General features: G+C 68.7%; 22 protein-coding genes and 1 pseudogene. 9 read left to right on the top strand and 14 right to left on the bottom strand.

What is annotated here, in order from left to right; genetic code table 11:
• Positions 1-412 precede the first annotated feature (412 nt).
• The gene (locus ACFYMC_RS25850; RefSeq protein ID WP_388529357.1) at positions 413-598 is read right to left on the bottom strand and encodes a hypothetical protein; all 186 of its coding nucleotides are present in this window, start codon (positions 596-598) and stop codon (positions 413-415) included.
• A 277-nt stretch (positions 599-875) separates the two neighbouring features.
• On the opposite strand from ACFYMC_RS25850, the gene ACFYMC_RS25845 reads away from it, so the two are divergent.
• A complete protein-coding gene (locus tag ACFYMC_RS25845; RefSeq protein WP_388529356.1) occupies positions 876-1,199 on the top strand; it encodes a hypothetical protein in 324 nt (107 codons plus the stop codon).
• 207 nt (positions 1,200-1,406) lie between these two features.
• Here the strand turns inward: ACFYMC_RS25845 and ACFYMC_RS25840 are convergent, their stop codons facing one another.
• The 3 genes from ACFYMC_RS25840 to ACFYMC_RS25830 all read right to left on the bottom strand — a co-directional run bounded on the left by ACFYMC_RS25840 (position 1,407) and on the right by ACFYMC_RS25830 (position 2,624).
• Positions 1,407-1,751, bottom strand: a complete 345-nt coding sequence (locus tag ACFYMC_RS25840; RefSeq protein WP_388529354.1) for a PIN domain-containing protein — start codon at positions 1,749-1,751, stop codon at positions 1,407-1,409.
• 26 nt (positions 1,752-1,777) lie between these two features.
• Positions 1,778-2,038: a hypothetical protein gene (locus ACFYMC_RS25835; protein ID WP_388529353.1), complete on the bottom strand. Its 261-nt coding sequence runs from the start codon at positions 2,036-2,038 to the stop codon at positions 1,778-1,780.
• Positions 2,039-2,108: 70 nt separating this feature from the next.
• A complete protein-coding gene (locus ACFYMC_RS25830; protein ID WP_388529351.1) occupies positions 2,109-2,624 on the bottom strand; it encodes a DUF721 domain-containing protein in 516 nt (171 codons plus the stop codon).
• Positions 2,625-2,687: 63 nt separating this feature from the next.
• On the opposite strand from ACFYMC_RS25830, the gene ACFYMC_RS25825 reads away from it, so the two are divergent.
• From ACFYMC_RS25825 to ACFYMC_RS25815, 3 genes are all read left to right on the top strand, one after another.
• Positions 2,688-3,980, top strand: coding sequence for a tyrosine-type recombinase/integrase (locus ACFYMC_RS25825; RefSeq protein WP_388529349.1), 1,293 nt, complete (start codon positions 2,688-2,690; stop codon positions 3,978-3,980).
• On the top strand, positions 3,977-6,433 hold the full coding sequence (locus ACFYMC_RS25820; RefSeq protein ID WP_388529347.1) for a tyrosine-type recombinase/integrase: 2,457 nt from the start codon (positions 3,977-3,979) through the stop codon (positions 6,431-6,433). Before ACFYMC_RS25825 ends, ACFYMC_RS25820 begins: the two co-directional genes overlap by 4 nt.
• 63 nt (positions 6,434-6,496) lie before the next feature.
• Positions 6,497-6,793 carry a hypothetical protein gene (locus tag ACFYMC_RS25815; RefSeq protein ID WP_388529345.1) on the top strand — a complete coding sequence of 99 codons (297 nt, stop codon included), beginning with the start codon at positions 6,497-6,499 and terminating at the stop codon, positions 6,791-6,793.
• Here ACFYMC_RS25815 and ACFYMC_RS25810 read toward each other — a convergent pair.
• The 6 genes from ACFYMC_RS25810 to ACFYMC_RS25785 form a co-directional block, all read right to left on the bottom strand.
• Positions 6,769-8,955 carry a hypothetical protein gene (locus ACFYMC_RS25810; RefSeq protein WP_388529343.1) on the bottom strand — a complete coding sequence of 729 codons (2,187 nt, stop codon included), beginning with the start codon at positions 8,953-8,955 and terminating at the stop codon, positions 6,769-6,771. The genes ACFYMC_RS25815 and ACFYMC_RS25810 overlap by 25 nt on opposite strands.
• Positions 8,952-9,083, bottom strand: coding sequence for a hypothetical protein (locus ACFYMC_RS25805; RefSeq protein ID WP_388529341.1), 132 nt, complete (start codon positions 9,081-9,083; stop codon positions 8,952-8,954). The genes ACFYMC_RS25810 and ACFYMC_RS25805 overlap by 4 nt, the downstream gene beginning before the upstream one ends.
• Positions 9,084-10,305: 1,222 nt before the next feature.
• Positions 10,306-11,217 (bottom strand): FAD-dependent oxidoreductase, encoded by a 912-nt coding sequence (locus ACFYMC_RS25800; protein ID WP_388529339.1) that lies wholly within the window; start codon positions 11,215-11,217, stop codon positions 10,306-10,308.
• A complete protein-coding gene (locus tag ACFYMC_RS25795) occupies positions 11,214-11,792 on the bottom strand; it encodes an isochorismatase family cysteine hydrolase (RefSeq protein WP_388529369.1) in 579 nt (192 codons plus the stop codon). Before ACFYMC_RS25795 ends, ACFYMC_RS25800 begins: the two co-directional genes overlap by 4 nt.
• 5 nt (positions 11,793-11,797) lie before the next feature.
• Positions 11,798-12,814 (bottom strand): XRE family transcriptional regulator, encoded by a 1,017-nt coding sequence (locus ACFYMC_RS25790; RefSeq protein ID WP_388529337.1) that lies wholly within the window; start codon positions 12,812-12,814, stop codon positions 11,798-11,800.
• 354 nt (positions 12,815-13,168) lie between these two features.
• Positions 13,169-13,516: a GntR family transcriptional regulator gene (locus ACFYMC_RS25785; RefSeq protein WP_361087348.1), complete on the bottom strand. Its 348-nt coding sequence runs from the start codon at positions 13,514-13,516 to the stop codon at positions 13,169-13,171.
• 401 nt (positions 13,517-13,917) lie between these two features.
• On the opposite strand from ACFYMC_RS25785, the gene ACFYMC_RS25780 reads away from it, so the two are divergent.
• From ACFYMC_RS25780 to ACFYMC_RS25770, 3 genes and pseudogenes are all read left to right on the top strand, one after another.
• Positions 13,918-14,526, top strand: a complete 609-nt coding sequence (locus ACFYMC_RS25780) for a hypothetical protein (RefSeq protein ID WP_388529336.1) — start codon at positions 13,918-13,920, stop codon at positions 14,524-14,526.
• Positions 14,527-14,699: 173 nt separating this feature from the next.
• Positions 14,700-14,900, top strand: coding sequence for a hypothetical protein (locus ACFYMC_RS25775; protein WP_388529334.1), 201 nt, complete (start codon positions 14,700-14,702; stop codon positions 14,898-14,900).
• Between the two features lie 255 nt (positions 14,901-15,155).
• A pseudogene (locus tag ACFYMC_RS25770) lies at positions 15,156-15,320 on the top strand (WhiB family transcriptional regulator); the annotation flags it as partial.
• Positions 15,321-15,458: 138 nt separating this feature from the next.
• Here ACFYMC_RS25770 and ACFYMC_RS25765 read toward each other — a convergent pair.
• Genes ACFYMC_RS25765 through ACFYMC_RS25750 form a run of 4 tightly spaced genes read right to left on the bottom strand, consistent with a single transcriptional unit; the run spans position 15,459 to position 20,003 of the window.
• On the bottom strand, positions 15,459-15,803 hold the full coding sequence (locus ACFYMC_RS25765; protein ID WP_388529332.1) for a hypothetical protein: 345 nt from the start codon (positions 15,801-15,803) through the stop codon (positions 15,459-15,461).
• 56 nt (positions 15,804-15,859) lie between these two features.
• The gene (locus ACFYMC_RS25760; protein ID WP_388529330.1) at positions 15,860-16,384 is read right to left on the bottom strand and encodes a DUF6262 family protein; all 525 of its coding nucleotides are present in this window, start codon (positions 16,382-16,384) and stop codon (positions 15,860-15,862) included.
• On the bottom strand, positions 16,381-18,873 hold the full coding sequence (locus ACFYMC_RS25755) for a hypothetical protein (RefSeq protein ID WP_388529328.1): 2,493 nt from the start codon (positions 18,871-18,873) through the stop codon (positions 16,381-16,383). The genes ACFYMC_RS25760 and ACFYMC_RS25755 overlap by 4 nt, the downstream gene beginning before the upstream one ends.
• Entirely contained in the window at positions 18,870-20,003 is a 1,134-nt protein-coding gene (locus tag ACFYMC_RS25750; protein ID WP_388529326.1) for a tyrosine-type recombinase/integrase, read from the bottom strand. The genes ACFYMC_RS25755 and ACFYMC_RS25750 overlap by 4 nt, the downstream gene beginning before the upstream one ends.
• 32 nt (positions 20,004-20,035) lie before the next feature.
• Between ACFYMC_RS25750 and ACFYMC_RS25745 the strand changes: the two genes are divergently transcribed.
• The gene (locus ACFYMC_RS25745; protein ID WP_388529324.1) at positions 20,036-20,302 is read left to right on the top strand and encodes a WhiB family transcriptional regulator; all 267 of its coding nucleotides are present in this window, start codon (positions 20,036-20,038) and stop codon (positions 20,300-20,302) included.
• Between the two features lie 203 nt (positions 20,303-20,505).
• Positions 20,506-20,694, top strand: coding sequence for a DUF5999 family protein (locus tag ACFYMC_RS25740; protein ID WP_388529367.1), 189 nt, complete (start codon positions 20,506-20,508; stop codon positions 20,692-20,694).
• Positions 20,695-20,937 lie beyond the last annotated feature (243 nt).

The raw sequence follows: 20,937 nt of genomic DNA, 5'->3' as shown, positions 1-20,937 counted from the left end.
GGCGTACTGCGCGTGCCGGCTGGAGGGCTGCCACACCCACCTCCCGGACACCGGCCGCCAGCCGCGGGCCGAACCCTGGCGGTGCGGCGGCCCGGTGGTCCTGGCCGTCATCACCGACCGGGAAGGCCGCTGGTGGCAGGCGATGGAGTGCTGCTCCCGGTGCGCGGCCGCCACCCCCGGAGCGAAGACCGCAGCCACGTCCCAGCCTCCCGCGGCCGCGGACCACCCGGCCCCCACAGCCACAGCCACAGCCTCGGGTGCTCCGCAGTTCTCCGACCACCAGGCAGCCGTCGGACCGGTCCCGGCTCCACGCCCCGCTCCTGCACGACGCCGCCCACCGCAGGCGAAGATCGCCCAGCGGGTCATCCCGCACGACCTGCGGCCCGTCGCCCTGCGGGACGAACTCACCGAGCTAGGGAACCTCTTCCGCGCCTACCAGCAGCGCGATCAGCCGGACCTGGCGCTGCTGGCGGACCTCCAGGAGCGCAAGGCCCGCGCCTTCACCACCTGGGCCGACGTCACCGGCGATGGGCCGGCCGTGGCCCGGATCCTGACTGTCCCGGCGCAGTGGGAGCACGCGCGCTCTGTCCTCGCGCACGTGGCCGACCACAGCCCGCTGCCCGGCCCGGAGGCACGGCTGCTGGTGCTGATGCTGACCCTGCGCACCGCGCACAGCGGCACCGGCAACCTCGTCGGTCAGGACCTCTGCGCGCTGGGCCTGGCCGATCCGGAGGACATGGTGGAGAAGCTGACCAGCTGCGGCTGGCTGGAGCTTCCCGGCACCGCCGGCGACCTGCTCGCCTCACGGCCGGAGAGCCCCACCCCGATCACCGTTCCGGTCCCACAAGGCGGGCCCGTTCACGTTCGGCAAGAAGATGCGGCCCAAGCTCTCCGGATGGGCCCAGAAGGTCATCTCGGACAAGAAGCTCCGCAAGGCCAAGGCCACCGCCGCAACCCGGCTGCTCGCCCTCACGCTGGCCACCCAGACCGACATCTCGGGATCCCTCGGTCCCGGCGGCCACGGCATCGCCCTGAACACCCTCGCCGCCCAGGTCCCGGCCGATGCCGGCGAACTACAGCACCTCGGCGACCAGCTGACGCAAGCGGACTGGCTCGCCGACGCCGCCCTCACCGACACCCACCTCACCGGACGCCTGACCGAGCGCGTCCTCCCGCTCACCTGCCCCCTCCGGGCGTGAGGGGAAACGGAAAACGCAAGGGCCGCCCGTCTTCCCGGGCGGCCCTTATCCGAGGTCTGAACCCTGGGCGTGTGGCCTGCCGCATCGGGCTACCAGGGACGCTTCCAAGGTCTTCGAGGTCAGCGTACGCGTGCAGCACACCTCCACGCAGGCGGCGCCGACGCGATGGCCTCACCGAGTCGGCCTGTCCGGCGTGCCCAGGGGGCGTCATTCTCTGGGATTGAGGGCGCCCACACCGGTGCCGATGTAGGCGCTCGGGTCGAGCGAGAGGAGCGTGGCGCTGACACCAGCGCGTTCGGCCAGGATCACAGAGGCAGCCGGATGCATGATCCGCCAGTCCATGCGCGCCCAGGCAGCGCCCATGAGGGCGTGATCCCGCGTGTAGTCGTCCACGACGATGAACCTGCGCTGCAGCGCATGCTGCCCGGCACCGCGTTTCTCCCGCTCCGCGGCCACCGCCGACAGCGCGGGCACGACCAGCTCGGCGTGTCCGTAGCTGGCCTCGACGTACAGGCCGTTGAGGAACTCGTCTCCCTCGGCCAGCGCCTGCACACACGTATGGTCAAGCAGGACACGGATCACGCGGCGTGGCCCCGCTCCAGCTCCTGGAGAAACTCCTGGGCCCTGGCCCGCGCCTCACCCGACACCGTCAACCCGGTCGTCTGCCGGACCTCCTCCAACGCCAGCTGCGCCCGCTGCTCGCGTTCCTGCTGCGTCAGCTCCCGGGTCACCAGCTCCTCCAGGAGGTCGTTCATCGTGGTGCCGCGCTCGCGAGCCAGCGCCCGCAACCGGTCGCGGACATCCCTGGTCGTCTTGATGCTCGTGTCCTGATCCGCCATACCTCCGATTCTACTTCGAGTAGAACGCGCGGGTCAGGCCAGAACAACAAGCACAGCACGCCGGCCCCGCTCACGCGGTCCTGCCCAGCGTCGTCGGCTGCGGAACCGCGGCCGCCGTCCCGGCCTGCCTCGCCGCACGTTCCGCACGGGCCCGGCGCAGGGCTGCGGCGTGGGAGACGTCGGCCTGTCGGCGGCGCTCGGTGCGGGCCTGCTCGATCGGGGCCGGCTGGTCGTGGGCTGCCTGTTCCGGTTCGGGGAACGCCTGGAGGCTGAGCGCCCGCATCGCCTGGGTCTGGCGCTCTACTGCCTCCGCGATCGACGGGTCGACGCGGCTGACGGGCGCGACGGCCTGGTGCGCGGCGAGCGCCTGGTGGAAGCCGGGCGATCCCATCTCGCGCGTCTTCACCGGCGCTTGCGCACCGTCCGGCGCGGCGGTCGGAGCCGTCGGCGCCGTCCGGGGCGCGGGCGCGGCGCCCGGGGGCAGGACCCGCACCGTGCGGACCGCGTCGCTGCCAACCGCCTTGTTGGCCGCGGCGACGATCCGCGCGGTGATCAGGCGCAGCTGGGTGGCGTAGGCCGAAGACACTCGTTGACCGAACTAAGTCCTGTTTCTTCGCAGGTCAGGAGGGGTTTCTGCTAGCTTCCTGCCATGTCCGGTGAACAGGATCCCGGAAGGGATCTCAAGAACTTTGTCCTGCCCGAGATCGGCCAGTTATTGGAAACCGATGACCCCTGGGAGCCTTGCCAGTTACTGGACCCGTTCGGGATACCGGTCGCGCCAGCCGCGGTGTACTTCAAGGACCTGATGGCAGCGGACTGCTCGCCGTTGACGCCACGCTCGTATGGCATGGACCTGCTGCGCTGGTGGCGCTATCTCTGGTCCTTCGGGATTGAGTGGGACCGCGCGACACGTGAGGACGCCCGGGATTTCACGCTATGGATGAAGCTGGCCGACAAGCCGGTACGCGTCCACTGGCGCCACCGAGACAAGGACCCCGCCGAGATCCCCCTGCCTACCCGGACCGGCAGGCCGGTACCGGGAACGCCGAACCCGGTGACTGGTAAGCCCACAGTCGGCAAGAAGTACGCGCCCAACACCCGGGCCCACTGCGAGACGGTTCTGCGCACGTTCTACGACTTCCACCTGGACCGCAACACCGGATCGCTGCTGGTCAACCCCTTCCCCCTCGTCCGCAACCGTCGCTCGTCACGCGCGAACGCCCACCACAACCCCGAGAAAGAACACAAGAATCAACGCACCGGCCTCTACCGGCCCAAGATCCCCAAGAGGATCCCGCGTCGCATCTCCGACGAGAAGTACACCGCGGTTTTCGCTGGCCTTCGCTCACACCGCGACCGAGCCCTGTTGGCCTTCTGGGTCGCCTCCGGAGCCCGCGCGGAAGAACTGCTCACCGCCAAGCAGGTCGACGCGGCCGTCGGTCAGCAGACCATCGGCGTGATCCGCAAGGGCAGCCGCGACTACCAGGAACTGCCCGCCACTCCCGACGCGTTCGTCTGGCTGCGGCTCTACCAGGAAGAAGCCTGGAAGAAAGGCGTCCCCCGGGGCCGCAGACAACCGCTCTGGTGGACTCTGCGCCGCCCCTGGCGCCCGTTGGAATACGACGCAGCCCGCATGATGTTCACCCGCGCCAACCAGATTCTCGGGGCCAACTGGACTCTTCACGACCTGCGGCACACCGCGACCTTCATGATGCTCGACGACCCGGAGATGCCGCCGGTCTACGTGCAGCACATCCTTGGCCACAAGTACCTGTCGACTTTGGACATCTACAACCGTCCCACCAGGGACGACGTCATCGCGGCGGGCCTCGCGCACCACGCCCGCCAGGAGCGCAGGCGGAACAACCCGCCGCCGGCACCACCTTCGCCTGCTTACAACCCGGACTCCCTCAATGTGCTGTTCGGAGGGCTGCCTTCATGACCCGCACCCCTGCCATACCTGTCAGCGAGCTGGCCCCTACGAGTCTGGCGGGTGCTGAGATCGCCGTCTTTCTCGAGCGGTTCCCGCCCCGCCCACGGCCCGCCTCCTGGCCGGCGACCGCCGCGAGTATCGACGAGGTCCTCGTCGCACTCCGGCAGCCACCACTGAAGGCTGGGAACATCCGCACACAGGACACGCGGGTGGCCGGCGCTCGAGCGGTGCTGATGTGGCTGGAGACCTTTCCCGGGGTGACCTGGCAGCAGCGCTGGGAAGCGAGTCCCGCGCCCGCCGCACCGAACGACTGGTTCCGCTGGCCCGGGGAGTGGGCTCGCGCGGCAGGCAGATCCCCATCGAGCGCTTGGATCCAGGCCGGGATGCTTGCTCTGCTCTGCGCGGACGTTGTCCGGCCTGACCTGCCCTGGCTCGTATCCAATCCGTCCAGATTCTTCCGGCCGGCTGTCCAAGCGGCCCGCGACCCCGAAGGATTCGCGCGACTTGAGACCGCCGGACCTCCCACTGATCAGCAGGGCCGTCATGCGTCGGAGGCTCGTAAGGCGATCGCGCAGATCCTGGTGGCATACGGCGGAACGATCCAGGACATCACCGTCGGAGACTGTCTGGCCCGCCTCCAGGCATGCAGCTCCGAAAGCCGCGGCATCCGCCTCGCCTACGTCTGGCTCCGCGACCTCGGCCACTTCCCGTCCGACGCCCCACCCACCCTTCTGACCATCGTCAACCGCTCCGGCCAGGTCGGACCCGCCGGGCTTGTGGACCGATACCACCTTCGGTGCGGGCCGGTACGGAATCTCATCGTCGACTACCTGACTGAACGTCAGCCGAGCCTGGACTACAGCTCCCTCAAGGGCCTGTCCACGGTGCTGGCCAGTAATTTCTGGGCCGACCTCGAACGTCACCACCCAGGCATCGACTCCCTGAGGCTGTCGGCTGATACCAGCGCGGCGTGGAAGGCGAGGCTGGCCACCAAGACGATCCGCAAGAGGCAGCCGAACGGTGTCGTCGCTGAGGTCACCGAGCCACGGGCCCGCGCTTCCATGATCAAGCAGGGAGTGCGTGCCTTCTACCTGGACATCGCCCACTGGGCCCTGGACGAGCCCGAGCGGTGGGGGCTGTGGGCTGCACCGTCCCCGGTCAGCGAGAGCGAATGTTCACACAAGAAGGCCGAACAGCAGCAGAAGTCATGGGCGGATCAGCGCACTCGTGAACGGTTGCCCGTGCTGCCGGCGCTGGTCCGCGCCGCTGATCGCCAGCTCAAAGAGGCACGGGCCCGTCTTGACGCCTTGAAGGCGGCCCCCCTGGGCACCGCTTTCACCGTGCTCAACGAGACTTTCACCGTCCCGCTGAGCACGCAGCGGTCTGACGGAGTGCCCAGGACCGCCCTCGACGCGGACGGTCAGCGGCGCGATTTCGGCACCGAGGAGAAGCGGGCTTTCTGGGGCTGGGCGACGATTGAGATCCTTCGGCACACAGGAATCCGGATCGAAGAACTCCGCGAACTGGGGCACCACAGCATCATCAGCTACAAACTCCCCTCCACCGGCGACATAGTGCCGCTTCTCCAGATCGCGCCATCCAAAACAGATCAGGAACGGCTCTTGCTGGTGACTCCCGAGCTTGCCGACGTGCTGAGTGCTGTTGTCTCGCGCGTGCGCAATGAGAACGGAGTGATTCCATCCATCTCCAGTTATGACCAGCATGAGAGAACATGGAATCCACCCATGCCACTTCTCTACCAGTGGCGCGTAACCGGCGAGGACCGGAGAATCGCCGAAACCACCATTCGGCGCTCGATCAACGGAGTTCTCAAGGCATCAGGAATTACAGATAATTCCGGAAACCCGCTGAGGTTCATGCCTCATGACTTCCGGAGAATCTTCATCACAGACGCCATTCTCAATGGTCTCCCGCCGCACATCGCACAGGTCGTCGCTGGTCACTCCAACATCAACACGACCATGGGATACGCGGCCATCTATCCCGTTGAGGCCATCGAAGCGCACCGGTCGTTCATTGCTCGCCGCCGGAGCCTCCGACCCTCTGGAGAGTACAGAGCCGTGACACCTGAGGAGTGGCAGGATTTCCTGGGCCACTTCGAACGGCGCAAGCTCGCGCTGGGCGAATGCGGTCGGGCCTATGGCACCGACTGCAATCACGAGCATGCTTGCGTCCGTTGTCCAGTCCTTGTAATGAGCGCCAGTGACAGACCGCGCTTGGTAGAGATTCGGGACAACCTCAAGGAGAGGATTGCCGAGGCGCAACGCGAGGGCTGGCTCGGCGAAGTGGAAGGGCTTTCCGTCAGCCTTGACGCAGCCAAGCAGAAGATCTCCCAGCTTGACGAACGCGACGAGCGGAAAACATCTCCAGTCTTCATCGGCGTCCCTACCTTCGAGAGGATCACCGGCCGCGCCATCCATGAGGAGGAGCCCCTTCAGTAGTTCAGAGAACTCGGGGACGACGTCCAGGCGGCCGGTGTCCGCGTCGAACGCCACCGCGTGGGCATGTCCCGCGAGCTCGGGCACGGCCGCGGCCAGGATGGCGGCGAAGTCGGCGAGGATGCTTCCGCCGGCGGCCGGAGCCACCATGCCGCGCTCGGTCATCATCCGGCTGATCGCGCTGCCCAACCCGAGCGGCTCGCGGCCGTCCCGTCCTACGACGGTGCCGGTGCGCCGTCGGGGCTTCTTGCTGGTGGCGCCGTTCTTCTTCGCCGCTTCCCGGGCCGCGAGCAGGGCCTGGCGCGCGAGGTCGACCCCGCTCAGCTCCGCCTCGGCGCTCATGCCTGCCCCCAGGTGGAGTAGCCGAGGTTCAGGTGCCCGAGCCGAGACTGGTGCTGCGCCTGGTCGACCACCTGATTGCTGAACAGGCGCCGGGCCGACGGCTCGCCGTAGCGGTCGATGTGGTCGAACACCACCTGGTGGTCCCTCAGCCCCCGCACCCGCCACTCGCGCACCTGATCACGGGTCAGGTCCTCGAGGACGAGCTCCTGGTCGTCCTCGACGTCGGCAGGCTCCGACTCCGGAGCGAGGACCGCGACGGCCGGGCGCGGCGCGGGCAGCACAACCGGTGCCACCGGCGCGGCCGGGACGTCGAAGGCCGGCTGCGCGGTCGCGGCGCGGTGGGCCTTGGCGGCGGCCTGCTGCTCGCGGATCTGCGCCCACCGGTGCTCGCGGATCCATCCCTCGGCGGTCACCGTCTCGTGCAGCTGCCGGTCGGTGGCCGCGCGACGCTCGGTCTCGGAGGCGCCGGGCATCGTGGCGTCTACGGCGGCCGCGACCGCGTGGCGCTGGGCACGGCGGTCGATCTGCCGGTCCTCGCAGCGCGGGCAGTCCCGGCCGGAGTCGAGCAGCTCGCCCTCGTCGCACCGCGGCTCCGCGCACAGCTGGCGCTGCGGCAGGCCCCGGCCGATCAGCCAGCCCACCGGGTCATTGATCGGCCCGTACAGCCGCATCTGGTCGGCCAGGCGCCGGGCAAGGCGGTCGGCGAGGATCTGCGGCGCGTCCGTACGGCCAGCGAAGTTGACCACCAGCTCCAGCTCGCGGCGGGCGGCGGCCTCCACCAGCTTCCGGGCGGCCGACCGTTCCAGGCGCGCCCACACCAGATCCACCGGAGCCAGAACGGCCCGCAGATCCTCCGAGGGCAGGGCCACCCTCCGCTGCTGCTGCGCCTTTCCACCACCGACGGCCTTCAGCGGGCCCCCGGCGCCCGCCACGGCAGCGCGCTGCCCCACCTGCTCATCGTCGGACGGGGACTTCTTCAGCTTTTCCCCGCGCAGCGGGCCGCCGTCCTCGCGCACGCACGCGCGGTCCGGCAGACCACCGGTAGCCCCACGGCCTTCGCCGGAAAAGCCATCAGAGAGCGCGAGAGACCCACCAGCAGTAACCCCAGAAGCGTGGAGAGCGTGGTGCTGTGCAGTTGCGGCGAGGTCTGCGGATCCGGCGATCCCGTCCTGGCCCGCGTCCCCGAACCCAGTTGCCCCAAGGGCCTCGGCCGTCCCGACCGGCTCAAGATCTCCGGATGCAGTACCGGCGAGGTCTGAAAACACGGCGTCCGCGACCCGGCGGGCCTCCCGCACGGCCACACCGTGGGCCTGGGCGACCGGCACCAGGCGCACCCGCGACTGCCCGTTCAGGCCCGAGCCGGTCTCCTTACGCACCACGTCCGCGACGCCCTGCTCCTGGAGGCGCTTGAGGACCTTCGCCCCGGCCGCCGGCGTGCAGCCCAGCAGCCGCGCGACCGTCGCCGCCGGACGCCCACGGTCGGTGTCCACCGACCCGGGGCACAGCTGCAGCCAGCCCGCCGAACCCGTCGTCAGCACCATCAGCAGCAGCCCGAGCCGGTCCGTCGCAGCCCCCCGGCCCGTACGACCGGCGAGCAGCCCGGCCGGGACCACCGGCTTGTCCTTCGGCGCCCATCCCGGACCGAACAGCACCTCGATCAGGCTCAGCAGCACGGCCAGCTCCGACCGGGACAGCGCCAGGGCGTGCCGCCGGTCGCCGGCCTTCTGCGCCCGGTACATCGGGATCACCCAGCACTCCAGGCCCGTCGCGTGCCCGAAGGCGTTCGTCGCGACGTTCGAGCCGAGGAACCCGGCGCTGCGCAGCTCGGGCAGCACCGTGTGCGCGACCGTCGACTGGGAGACCCCCAGCCACCGGCCGAGCTCCGCCGCCCAGATCTTCGCCTGATAGTCGTCGCGGACCTTCGACTTCGCCGTCAGCACCACCGCCGCCAGCCGCGCGCCGTCCGACGCACCGGCCAACGCCGGAGCCGACACCAGAGCGCGCACCGCGGCGAGCAGCCGGGCCCGCATCGTGGGCGTCAGCTGGAGCGGGTTGCCCAGCTCCAGGGGAACAACCGGACCGGCCTGCGCCGGGACCGACCGCAGCCGACGGCGCGAGGACCCGCCGGTGAACTCCGTACGAGGGCGCGGGAGCAGGGCGGCCTGGGCCGTCGCGGCGCTCATCGGCCCACCGCCGTGACCACAGCGGCGGACACCTCGAGGACCGAGGTCATCTTCGTCACCGGGCCGGTGTACTCGCCGAAGCGGACACCCCCGTTCGGGGCCGCCGGAACTGCTGATTCGTGATCCACCTGCCGACCCTGCACCGGGCGGCCTGTGGACAGAGGCAGCCGAGCGCCGATCACCCCCATCGCTCCCGCAGGGCGGGCAACAATCTTGGAACCCGTCCCGCCACACGGGACGGCCCCCTCAAGAACGTCGTCGACGAAGTTGTGGATGACGACCCGCGCGGGGTGGATCAGCGCGGCCGCCGACGTCACCTCCCTGCCTCCGGAAGCCGGACGGGCCGCCGGCCTGGAGGCACCCGTGTGACAGTCGCGGTGTGTGATGTACGTCACACTTCCCATGGAGGGGACACCACAACCTGCGGTAATCACCCCAGAGGGGGTACTGACCTGGTCGTGGTCGACCTGACAAGTCGACCGAAGCTCGTGCACTATGGCGAGACCAACCTTCATATGGATCAACGCGGACGGCCCCTTGGCGGGGGCTCGACTCGATGGCTCGTGTGGTGGGTGGCAGTACGAAGGCCCGGCAGCGATCTCCTTTCGTTTGGTGGCGTTTTCGAACTGGTGTTTCGAAGCCCTTGGCGGGGCCTCGAAACGGTGAAGCGGCACTTCGGTGTTGCAGCGGTACTTCGGTAGTGCTGGTCCTGGCTAGGGACCGGTGCTGGACCCAGAAGGGGCCCTTGTGGTCCTGGCTAGGGACCGGGTACTGCGTGGCCCTGATAAGGGGCCGACTTGGAAGGAGCGGCTGGATAAGCCGCGGCTCAGAACCGGCGGGAACCGGGATCTGAGCGGACCGCTCTGGTGATTGCGTGCCAGGCGGTCGACGGGCCGCGCGGGGCCGAAGAGGATGGCTAGTCCACTTCTTCTTGGCGCGCGCGGCCGATGGCCACTAGGTCATCCCAACCCCCTGAAACCGGAGGCTGGCGTCAGCATGCCTAGGCGCGCACCCGATGGCGTGATCGCGATAGAGGAACGGCGAAGCTGCGCGTGTAGTTCCACGCGGGCGGGTAGCCTTCATCCCGCGAGCACCTCCCATCAAGGTGTGTCGCCCAACGAGGCTCAGCCCCGTTCGAGATGCCCCAGCAGACCATGGCCGGTCGCTGGGGTTCTCGTCGTTATGGATCACTTCTGGGCACAGCCTAGCCGCACGACCCGACAGAACTGTGGGACGAATTCGAGAACCGTCCGACGTGCCCGGAATGCCGTGCCCGACCGAAGGGAAGGGCGCGGAAGTCTGCCTGGCCTGAGGGATGGTCAGCATCGGCGTAGCCACGTCAGCTCCTCGTCAGACCTGCTGAAGCGCGGCTGAGTAGTAGTACGCCAGGGCTGCTTCAGCACCTGAGCCCTGCGCCGTGGTGATGCGCTGGAACCGACCGGATCGCAGATCCCCGGCGGTGAAGATCCGAGGGTGCTGCATTTCCGGCGGGCAGTATCCGCCCTCGTCAACCGCGAGTCCTTCGAGAGCCGTCGGCCGACTACCGAGATTGCTCAGCACTGCCGTTGCGACGTAGGTGCTGCGCTCTCCGCCGCGGTTCTCGACTTCCACGATGAGGTCGGTGCCGTGACGGGCCTGCGAAATGGCGACGTGAGAAACCGGAACTACCCGGACTCGATCGTCCCCTGACACCTCCGCCAACTTGTAGTCGTCCGTTGCCGGGGCGAGGACATGGAGCGTGGCAGTGGACTGAGGGTGAGCCCGCAGCCAGGTGCCCAGCGGCCTGTCACCCCCAAGAACGTACGTCCGTGGCCCGATCTGCTCGGGCTTCGCGCGCCACAGCGGCGGCGTGGACAGCGAAGGGGCGGCGCTGATCCAGTCGGTGTCGGCGGGCGTCATCGCGGTCACGCCCGTGCTGACCACGACTGCCTGCGCGGTGAGCATCTGGGCGTCTGCGAGGAGGACTTCCGCTCGGTCGGAGTGCCCCTTGACTCCTACGGCGCGAGATCGGACCAGCGAGCACAGACCGGCCTGCTCGAGGCGGGACAGATCCGCGGCCAGTGCCTCGGCCAGCTGGGGGCCGGTTGTCCAGTTGCCGGAGACGTTCTCCAGAGCGCCGATGGTCTGGAGCTTGCCGCCGATGCGGTCGGCCTCCACGACGAGGACCTTCATGTTGAGGCTGGTGGCCATGAGGGCGGCCGCCACGCCAGCGGGGCCGGCCCCGACGACCAGGACGTCGGCGTCGAACGAAGGTGTGCTCACTGGATCCCCCCAGTTCCGCTGATACGAGACAGAGCGACTTCGCTGGTGATGAGCTGATCGGAGCCCAGGTTCCGGGCCGCGAGCAGCAGAGCGGCCTCGTGGTACTGGGAGCCGCCGCTGGAGGCACAAGCGTCGGTGACGACCCACGGCCGGTAGCCCCGTTGGTAGGCGGCTGTGGCGGAGTCGTACACGCAGGCGTCGGTATCGATGCCGCACAGCACCAGGTCACTCCAGCCGGATTCCTGGATGAGCTGTGATCCCTCGGGCGTGAAGACCGACGCCTGGCCCTTGTCGATGACCAGGGCCGAGGCGTCGATGAAGGGAGCGAGTTCCTTCACGAACGCCTGCTCCTCCGCAGTGCGCAGCCGCTTCCAACCGGAGATCGTCTCGTAGGGCGAGCCTGGCGCGTTGTGGAACCGGGTGAAGACCACCGGAGCGCCGGCTGCTCGCCAGCCGTCCACCAGCCGTACGACCGCCGGGACAACGTCGCGGCTGTGCTCGTTGACGAAGCCCTGCTGCACGTCGATAACCAGCAGCGCTGTCGATCGCGGGTCCAACCCGTCCACCTTTCCCATGGCCATCAAGGGGTGCTGTCTCGGAGGGCGTCCTGAGCGGCGCGAAGCCGATCGGGGAGTTCGCTCGTGGTCAAGATCGCTTCGCGCATCGTGCGGTGCTGAGCCGTCTCGGTGGGACGCGCGGTCGTGAGCCGGTAGTAGGCACTCCGCAGAAACCGCCAGCCGTACTCGGGAGGCATCACCGGGTCGTGGCCGTCCTCGACGGTATGCAGGACGTGGGAGGACAGAGCCCACAACGCCTGGACATCCAGTTCCAGAGCGACGATCTGACTCGTCGTGAGGGCACGCTCATCCGGCTGCGGGTGGTACGAGACCCCAGACCAGCCGGCGACACCCTGCGAGACGCCGCCACCGAAGGGGACAGCCTCGGCGTGAGACCAGCCCTCGCGGAACTTGGCGGCCTCGACGTCCGGCCCGAGCGAGACGACGTTCTCCGGGTCCTGGCGGTTGACCAGGACAGAGGGCGTCGCCAGGAGCTGCAGCGCGGTGTCCAGACCCGCGCCCACCCAGGAGTTCTCGCGGAGCTCGTAGACCGACAGCACGTACTGCGGCGCGGGCACCTCGTAAGCAGGTGCTTCCTCGGCGCCGTGGAGCTTCATGAGCCGTGTGAGCTGCTGGCCCGCCCAGTTGGGTTCCTGCAGATAGGTCCGGTATCGCCACACCGCCAGATCGGTCAGCGACTCGACGCGGTGATGCTCTTCCAGGTGCACGACGGCGACGCCGCACCCGTAGACGTGGACGACCGACGACTGGGCCGAGCGGTGTCCGGCCGGAAGGGTCCGTCGCTCTAAGCCCCCCGGGCCGCAGGGCGCCGGAGCGGCGACGGCGTACAGGGGGGCGATTCGCTCGCCCACGTAGGCCGGCAGGAACTTATGGGAGACGACGGTGCAAGGCGTCGGCTGTGGAGTATCGACCCCGGCGGTCGCGACGGCGGTGCCGTGGAGAGCCGCCAGGCGCAGGCGGAACGCCTCCTGTTCCTCGGGGGTGCACTGGTGCAGCGCCGTATCGAGGATCTGCGCCATCTGCGGACGGCACACGCTGGTCCTGTTCCTCTGCCAGTGCGAAACCGTTCGCGGGCTGATCCCGAGATGATCAGCGAATCCCCGCACCGACGCGCGCATTACCGATCGCAACAGCAGTGCCTCCTCGCCTGTCCACTGCTCAACTGCGATCACTACACACCCCTATGACGCTCTGTTGCCAGGCAGGAAGAGCCCTGTTGCGACGCTATTGCTACACCCCTTCTACGCGGGGACATCTCGCGAAGGTGCCTGCGACCCCGAAGCTGATCTCCGTCGAAGTGATGCCGATGACGAACGGGGGACACCGTGGTTGCCACTGCAGGAGAACGAGGCAGGCCGGCGTCTTGGTCGGGCTCAGGTCTGTGCCGACCCGCTCCTCTGGTTCTGCTCGACACGTTCGAGTCGCGCAGTCAGATCGGCGATCTGCTCCTCAAGGCGCCTGATGGTCTGTGCAGTCGGGTCGGCAAGCGCATCGAGGGCGTTCTCACGGATGAAGCTCCCGCGGCCCGTGTGGGAGTAGATGACTCCGTCCCGTCGCAGCTCGGCGAAGGCGCGCTGCACCGTTCCGGGCGCGACGGCGTACCTGTTCGCCAACTCCCTGGTGCTCTCCAGTTTGTCGCCAGGCTTGAGCTGCCTGAGTCGAACCTGTTCGCGTACGTCCTGCGCGATCCGCTCGAAGGGTTGCATGGCCTCGTCCGTCATGAGCCACATCGTAGAGCCACCTCGCTCGAATAGATAGCCTGCCCAACCTGGTTGACACGGTAGCGAGTGTACTGGTTAGGTTATCCACGTCGACACGGTTGGTCGCCTCGGCGCCAACGGCGAAGACGCAAGCCCGCACGACCGCACCACCGCAGTAGTTGTCCGCCCTTCGGGGCGGCCGGGGTAGCCCTCAGCTCGCTGGGGGCACGTCATCAGGCGAGCTGAGGACGCGAGAGCACCATCGAACTCCCCCGGAGCCTGACGGCCGCGACCACTGCGTGTACGTCGCAGCGCTGTGCGCTGTCTGTCCTACGGGACGCCGGCCTCGTGCCGTGCGGCCCGGAGGGCAGAGAGAGCATCGCGACCCGCGCCCCCTGCCGCTCCGCCTGTGAGGAGTCCAGATGTCTGTTTCGACCCTTGAGCGCACCGCCCGCCCCCGCCGGAGCCGGACCCGCTCCCGCACCGTCAACGCCCGCCCGGCGCTGGCCCTGTCCGCCTTCAAGCCCCACCAGTACGACCTGCGCCGGGATTGCGCATCGCTGATCTGCCCCGACTGCGAGACGTGGGTGCCGATCACCGGCCTCCGGAGCACGGCGCCCAAGGTCGTGCCGCACGACACCGGCCGTACGGGGAAGGACGCGGCCGTCCGCTGCCGCCTGGGCAGCAACCGCCTGGTCACGGTCGACGTGTCGCTGAAGCGGTGGCAGGAGCGCCTGGAGGACGGTCACGCGGAGACCGGTCACCGCCGCAAGACCACCGTGCGGCGCAAGCCGAAGGTGATGGTCGCCCCGGCCGTCAGCCAGATCGCCGCGCAGAAGCAGGCGCCGGCGGATGACGAGCGCAGCAACGACCGGCCCCTGTGGCTGCGGCGCAAGGAACAGTGGGCAGCGGCCGAGTCCGCGGTCCGCGACGCCGACACCCGCCGCGCGCAGCTGCCCGTCGGCGCCGCGCCGCTCGGAGCGCCGCCGGTGCCTCTCAAGAAGCTGACCCCCGGGCGCCGCGCGAGCTGACCCGCTTCGGACGAACGACCACGGCCCCGGCCGCCCCGCAGTGAAGGGGGCGGCCGGGGCCGTGGCTGCTCGTACAAGCAGTCAGCTCCCCAACTGGGGAGTGATCGCGACAGGCCAAGGGATTGCAGCCCTCGGACTGTCCAGGACCTGACTCGGAGGACCTGATGCCCAGCATGACACGTACGATCCCCGCCCCGTCGAACGGCCTCTACAGCGACATGGAGGACGCCGACAACCAGAAGGGCCCGGAGCGGGACGAGACCGACAGCTTTCACCGGCTGGTCCGCCACCTGGTGGCCGACGGCGACTCCCGCGCTGCGAAGGCCGGCCGCCGCGCCCGCCGCACCCTCAAGGAGATGGGGGCGGTCCGGTGAACGCCGTCACGAGCCTGACTGACGCGGAGCGCGCCGAGCTCTCGCGCAAGAACGCAGAGCAGAACAAGCGGTCGGAGAACAACCGACGCTGACCGATCCCCCGGCATTGCCCGTCGTCCCCGCGCCTACACGGGCGGGGCCGGCGGAGAGCGTCGGGAGCTCACCTTCGCTCCGGCCGTCCGGCCGCCACCAACGCGAAACAGCCCCGGGGATCGCACCCCCGGGGCTGTCGTACGGACCTTCTGGGAGGCCCTGATGAACAGCACCATCGTACGCACCCCCTACTACGGCGCCGACACCACGGACGTCATCGAGCGCCCCCGCGCGGCCTGTGCCGACGAGGACCCCGAGCTCTTCTTCCCGATCGGCGACACGGGCCCGGCGCTGCTCCAGGAGGAGGAAGCGAAGGCTGTCTACCGGTTTCTCCGGGGGTAACCGTGTGGCGCGAGGCGAGTGGAGACCACTATGTGCAGCTCAGCGCAGGTTCAGCTGAGCCTATCGTGTGCAACACATGTGGCACCACTGCCGCTCGATGTGATCCGGTCTCAGCCCTTCAGATCAGATGTCCTCTTCGGGGCCGACATGACGAAGGACCGTCTCGTACTCGCCGGAGGTGACGAGTCCGTCGATGACCGCGGCTATGGACGCCACGCCCGGGTCGCGGACGATGAGGCCGTCCCAGCACCACCAGTAGTCGCCTTCCGGGTCTCCTGCCTGGTGCTGGCGGTCCATGATGCGGTGCACCTCGTCGAGAGTGAACACAGTTCCGGACCAGCGTTCGCCGTCATCGCGGACGACCCACATGTCGACGTTGCAGACCTCGTCCAGGTCCTCTCCTGCTCCAGGTACGAAACAGATCTCGTATCCATCGCGTTTGACTCGATAGAAAGGCCCGTCCCACATGCTCGCTTACTCCGTAACACTCGATCCTGGGCCGCCCTGAGATGGGAAAGCCAAGCTCAGGCACGTTGATTCAGCGCTCTGGTCAGATCACGGTTGGCCGCCCTCGCGGCTTCGAGATCAGATCGTGCTTCCTCCAGCGAAGCGGTCAAGTCCACATTCTGCTGCTCCAGCCTCGTGATCTTGCGTTGGAGCTCGTCGATGTCTGCTGGGGCTCCGAGGCCCGACTCCTGCCATGCCTGGGTTCCCAGCGCCTGCGAGAGCCGCTTCTCCAACTGCTGAACGCGGGAGGCCAGACGAGTGTTGCGAGCCTGGGCGTTCGCGAGATCAGCCTGAAGCGAGGCCCGGCTTACCGGCGAAGTGCCGGCCGGGTCCTGAGCCGCAGGCTCGAGCTCGGCTGCATGCACGATCTCCAGCAGGTCGCGGTGACGATAGAGGAAGCTGCGATCAACTCCGGCTTGCCGTGCGATGGCCGAGACGCTGATGGGCGTGCCGTTCCTCGCGGCGTTCTTGACTGCGGTGGCGACGCGCTGGCGGCGCCGCTCGGTGTCGGCCTGGCGGCCGTCGCGCATGGCAGGGATCACGGAAGCCTCCAGGGCCTGACGTCGGGGACTGGCTGGCCGACGCGGGGCATGCCCAGCATCACTGAGCGGCCGCGGCGGACCACGGCGACGGCTTCTTCGATCTGGGCACGTTCTTCGTCTGAGAGGTCGTCCAGGTCGGCCTTGACTCGGTTGATCAGACGGCGGACCCGGCTGATCTCCTCCTCGGAGGGCATCGCTTCGCTGCGGGCCCAGTCGTCGGCCTCGAAGGCCGACATCAGCCGTTCTCGACTGCGGAGGAGATCCGAGAGGTATCGCTCCAGGTCAGGAAGGTAGGAGACGTCGGTGCGGAAGTGGTCGCAGCCGATGCATCGGAAGCGCAGTGGGCAGCTCTGGCCGCCGGCCGCGACGTTGTGGGGTTCCAGGCAGATGCCGTAGGCCGTGGCGACTTCGCCGATGGCCCGCCGCACGTGCTCGGAGTCCAGGAGTCCTTGTGCTTTGCGCCAGACGCGGGTGCCGCGGCGGTCGAACTGCAACGCGGTGACCCGGTCGACGGCCTCACGTCGTCGTTCCTGGCTGACCCGGTAATAGCCCTGAGTTGTGGAGAGTTCACGATGGTCCATCAAATCCATGAGCACGTCGGGGTCGACGTTGGCGTCCGCGTGCCGCTGGGCGAAGGAGTGCCGGTAGGCGTAGGGAAAGATCTTGGACTTGTCGAACGGCAGCAGCTTCGTCACCAGCTGCCCATCGACCTCGACGACGACCGGAATCATGATGTCGGGCAGCGCGTTGACCCACGCCCGGTGGGCATCACCGATCGAACCGATCGGCTTCGTTCCTGCGGGATTGGCCACCGGGCTCGGCAGCAGCTTGAGCTTGTCGGCCGGAGTGTCGGGGAAGCGTTCGCGTACCCGTTCCTGCTGTTCGGTGATCACGGCGGCGGTCGCTTTCGCGATCGGCAGACGACGACCCAGCCGGTAGTTCTTGGAGTTGTCGTAGATCAGGACCAGGGTTCCGTCCGGATCCTTGGCCAGGCACTCCAGCGCCAGCGTGCTGATCTCGTCCGGCCGACGGCCGGTGTCGACAAGAAGCTCGGCCGCGACGCGGTACTCGCGGTTGCTCATCTTCTCCAGCAGATCGAAGTTGTCGCAGAGCTCCCGCATCACTTCGTCCGGCAGGTCCCGTCCGGCCTCGGTGTCCTCGGGCTCGTCGGGGACGTCCTCCATGGACAGGGAGAAGCCCGCCGGCAGCCCTTCGAGTATCTGGCCGGGGCCGGTGAGGCCCAGGACACGGATCCGGTTGATGATTCTGCGGACGTAGCGGATCACGTTGACCCGGTGGTGAGCCCCGAAGACGCCGGTCTCGGCGAGGAACGCGATGCGGTTGCAGAAGCTGACCATGTCCGTGCGGCTCAGAAGCCGCAGCTCATGTCCCTCGTCGTCTCGCTGCAGCCGCAGGCTGTCCGAAAGCTGTTCCATGCCGCGGATCATGTTCTGCATGGAACTGGCGACGTTCCGGCCGCGCCGCCGCGGGAGTTCGTCGTAGGCCCAGACCTTGACCGCCTCCCGCAGAGGCCGCTGGTGGATCCGGCTGAAGGTGAGGCTGCCCTGGTGGCCGAAGACGAACAGGTCCCAGACGTCCTTGAGCCGCTCGGTCTCCGCAGTCGCCCCCAGCCTGCGCAGCGCAGTCTGCCCACCTCGGATGATCATCCGCAGGTCATCGACCATCCCCGCGCGGATCAGGTCGTCCTCTCCCAGCGTCTCCAGGCTCGGGACCTGGAGCAGGCGCAGCTGATCACTGATGTGCCGCATCCGGTGGTCCTTGGTCTTCGCCTCCCGGGCGGTGCGGACCTGAAGACAGTAGAGGAGCTCGGCGACCAGCCGGTCGGGCAGTCCGCGCAGGCTGACTTCGCGGTTGACCGGCACCGACGACGACGTCAGGCGCCACCGTTCCTCGTCTCCGTCGAAGGTCCCCAACCGACGTTCGCGGTTGAGGCGGCCTCGGTGGACCTCGCAGTAGCGGGTCCGGTCCGAGCCGCGCAGCCGGTAGCAGGCGGCGACCTGGCAGGATCCGTATCCGGGCAGCCCCTGCTGCGGGGAGTTCCGCAGGAAGTCCTCCACGGTCAGCTCGGACGAGCTGTGCCAGCGTGCCTGGTGAGTGGTGCAAAGACCATGCGTCACCAGCCGGGGCGGCCGCTGGCAGCCTGGGATACGGCAGAGGATCTGCCCGTCGGAGCGGTGATAGGCACTCTTCCTCGGGACCGCCGCGAAGTCCTCGAAGGACAGGCCGGAGCGCCGCCAGCGGCCGATGCAGCCGACACAGACCGGTTCGCCGAGCGGGGTGCCCTTCGTGCAGCCGGGGATCTCGCAGTCCGGCATGCCCAGCACCGGGTGGAACTTGGGGTAGCGCACGACACGCGACTCCCAGTCCCAGCTCACCAGGCTCAGGAACTCGGCGTCCAAGGCGTCGATGATGACCTGGGTCCGCAGGTCCTGCAGCTCATGGGCCAGCGGCAGAGGTGCCCCGATCACTTCTCCACCGTCCCGTGCAGAGACCGAGGGGAAGGAACGCGCTCGATCGCCTCGCGTAGTCGGGCCCGGTCGGGAATCAGGTAGGGCCTGGGCGACTCCGGGTGCGTCTGACCGAGCAGTGCCTGCACCTCGTCCGCCGACCCGCCGGCGTCCGCGACGTTGCTGCCGAAAGCCCGGCGGGCCATGTGGGGGCCGACCTTCCGCGACAGCCCGGCCCGCTGGCTCAGCCGCTCGAACAGCTCGCCCAGCGCGTCCGGCGGCATCGGCGCCCCCAGCGGCTCACGGAACAGGTTCACCAGCAGGAAGTCGCTGCCGCCCGCCCCGAGTACTTCGTGGCGCTCATCGACGTACTGGTCGAAAGCCTGCACCACCAGGAAGTCCAACGGCTGTGTCCACGCCTGCTTCGACTTCGACCAGGCACGGTTGCTGTTGTCCCGCCGCCGGACGTGGAGGTGGGCGCCGCTGTAGTCGCAGCCCAGCGCCCTCGAGTCGGGAAGCAGATGGCAGTCACTGCGGTGCAGACCGGCCGCCTGGCCGCGGCGCAGCCCGACCCGGCCGAGCAGCAGCACGATCAGCCGGTCACGGGCGTTGCGGCACTCCAGGAACATCGCCACCAGCTCTTCGTCGGTGGCCCGGTCCACCTCGGCTTCCGGCTCCTGGCTCCGGTGGACAGCCCGCAGCCGGTAGGACAAGCCGGAGTCTTCGCCCTGGGCCTCCACCGGCAGGTCCCGGCTGTCCGCCAGCTCGTAGATCTGCCCGAGCACCGACCTCGGCGCCTCACCGACCGACACCGCGTACGACAGCAGCCCCCGCACCGCCGTCAGCACGCCGTTGACCCTCCGCTCTTTGCGAGCCGGGTCGGCACCCGGCCCCAGCACCACCGGCGCCGGGTCCTCATCCAGCGAGGACGGCGTGTACTTCAGCCAGACCATGAACAAGCCCAGGTCCCGCGCAGCGACGGACCAGTCGCGCCCGGTCGACCGGCACCACCGCAGGTACAGCGCTATGCCGCCGGCGTACGCCTTCGTCGTCAACTCGGACCGGCTCCGACCGAACCGCAAGAACCTCAGCCACTGATCAGCGATGAACACGACCTCGTAGCCGTCATCGACGACCGTCCAATACCGCACGCCAGAGGGCAATCTGACAGGAAAGGCACGCAATGCAACTCCATGATCCGACAGTTGATGCAACAACCCGCCACAGAGCCGCACCCCCAGAGAACGATCTTCAGAAGATCAACATAGCCCCCCGGCGCAACGTCCCACCACACAGGATCAGCCCCCAGAGAAGCCGTCGATGCCCGCTGATGGAGTCCTGCCTCCAGGGCGCGCTGGAGCGGAACGAGGCCGGTGGCGTGTGGGGTGGGCTGTCCGAGAGGGAGCGCCGCTCCCTCAAGCGCCGCGCGGCCCGCAACCGTGCCGCCTGACGGGAGCGCCGGGTAACTCCCTGCCCGCCCCACAGCACCGCAGCACAACGGCTGCCCGCACGGCGGGCAGCCGGCCTTTTCGCACGTCTTCCGCCCGGGACAATCCCGGGATCGCCTTCCTCCCCGCAGGAGAGCCCATGGAACGCAGTCCCCAGCTCGACACCGCGACGCCCCCCACCGGCGCCTCCCGGATGCCGGACTCGCTGTGTACGCACTCGCCGAAGTGCCCGACGGCCACCAGCCCGGACCGCGAGGCCGCGCAGGTCGTGGCCGCCCACCCGGAGCAGGGCTGGAGCCTGTTGTGCAACGCCCTGGTGGTCTTCGACGACACCGGTGAGCTGCTGCCCGACGGCCAGATCATCGCCCCGCACCGGCCCCTCGCCACGGTCTGACGGCTGCCTGATCCGCCCGACCCGACCGCCGAACTCCGGCGGCCGGGTCGGGCGGTGACTGAGAGCCGGACAGCCCGGACGCCCGGCCCTGCCGGTGCACGCGATACGAGGAGAGCCCACCACACAACGGCCCTCCGAGCCCCCGGCATTAGAGCTGCCGGGGTCCCGGAGGGCCTGGTGACGACCTTACCCACCGCCGTAGATCCACGGTGCCCCTTCTGTAGGGAGGCGCCCGGAAGAGAA

It is taken from the genome of Streptomyces sp. NPDC006879 (assembly GCF_042869595.1).
Taxonomy (GTDB): domain Bacteria; phylum Actinomycetota; class Actinomycetes; order Streptomycetales; family Streptomycetaceae; genus Streptomyces.
Note: the sequence above shows the minus strand (reverse complement) of the source record. Positions and strands in the feature narration are given on the sequence as shown.

Excerpts from the sequence above, each read along its gene's own strand:
- ACFYMC_RS25845 (WP_388529356.1), top strand. The coding sequence starts at position 876 with ATGCGGCCCAAGCTCTCCGGATGGGCCCAGAAGGTCATCTCGGACAAG.
- ACFYMC_RS25835 (WP_388529353.1), bottom strand. The coding sequence starts at position 2,038 with ATGGCGGATCAGGACACGAGCATCAAGACGACCAGGGATGTCCGCGAC.
- ACFYMC_RS25825 (WP_388529349.1), top strand. The coding sequence starts at position 2,688 with ATGTCCGGTGAACAGGATCCCGGAAGGGATCTCAAGAACTTTGTCCTG.
- ACFYMC_RS25820 (WP_388529347.1), top strand. The coding sequence starts at position 3,977 with ATGACCCGCACCCCTGCCATACCTGTCAGCGAGCTGGCCCCTACGAGT.
- ACFYMC_RS25815 (WP_388529345.1), top strand. The coding sequence starts at position 6,497 with ATGTCCCGCGAGCTCGGGCACGGCCGCGGCCAGGATGGCGGCGAAGTC.
- ACFYMC_RS25810 (WP_388529343.1), bottom strand. The coding sequence starts at position 8,955 with ATGAGCGCCGCGACGGCCCAGGCCGCCCTGCTCCCGCGCCCTCGTACG.
- ACFYMC_RS25795 (WP_388529369.1), bottom strand. The coding sequence starts at position 11,792 with ATGGGAAAGGTGGACGGGTTGGACCCGCGATCGACAGCGCTGCTGGTT.
- ACFYMC_RS25790 (WP_388529337.1), bottom strand. The coding sequence starts at position 12,814 with ATGGCGCAGATCCTCGATACGGCGCTGCACCAGTGCACCCCCGAGGAA.
- ACFYMC_RS25785 (WP_361087348.1), bottom strand. The coding sequence starts at position 13,516 with ATGACGGACGAGGCCATGCAACCCTTCGAGCGGATCGCGCAGGACGTA.
- ACFYMC_RS25780 (WP_388529336.1), top strand. The coding sequence starts at position 13,918 with ATGTCTGTTTCGACCCTTGAGCGCACCGCCCGCCCCCGCCGGAGCCGG.
- ACFYMC_RS25775 (WP_388529334.1), top strand. The coding sequence starts at position 14,700 with ATGACACGTACGATCCCCGCCCCGTCGAACGGCCTCTACAGCGACATG.
- ACFYMC_RS25765 (WP_388529332.1), bottom strand. The coding sequence starts at position 15,803 with ATGTGGGACGGGCCTTTCTATCGAGTCAAACGCGATGGATACGAGATC.
- ACFYMC_RS25745 (WP_388529324.1), top strand. The coding sequence starts at position 20,036 with ATGCAACTCCATGATCCGACAGTTGATGCAACAACCCGCCACAGAGCC.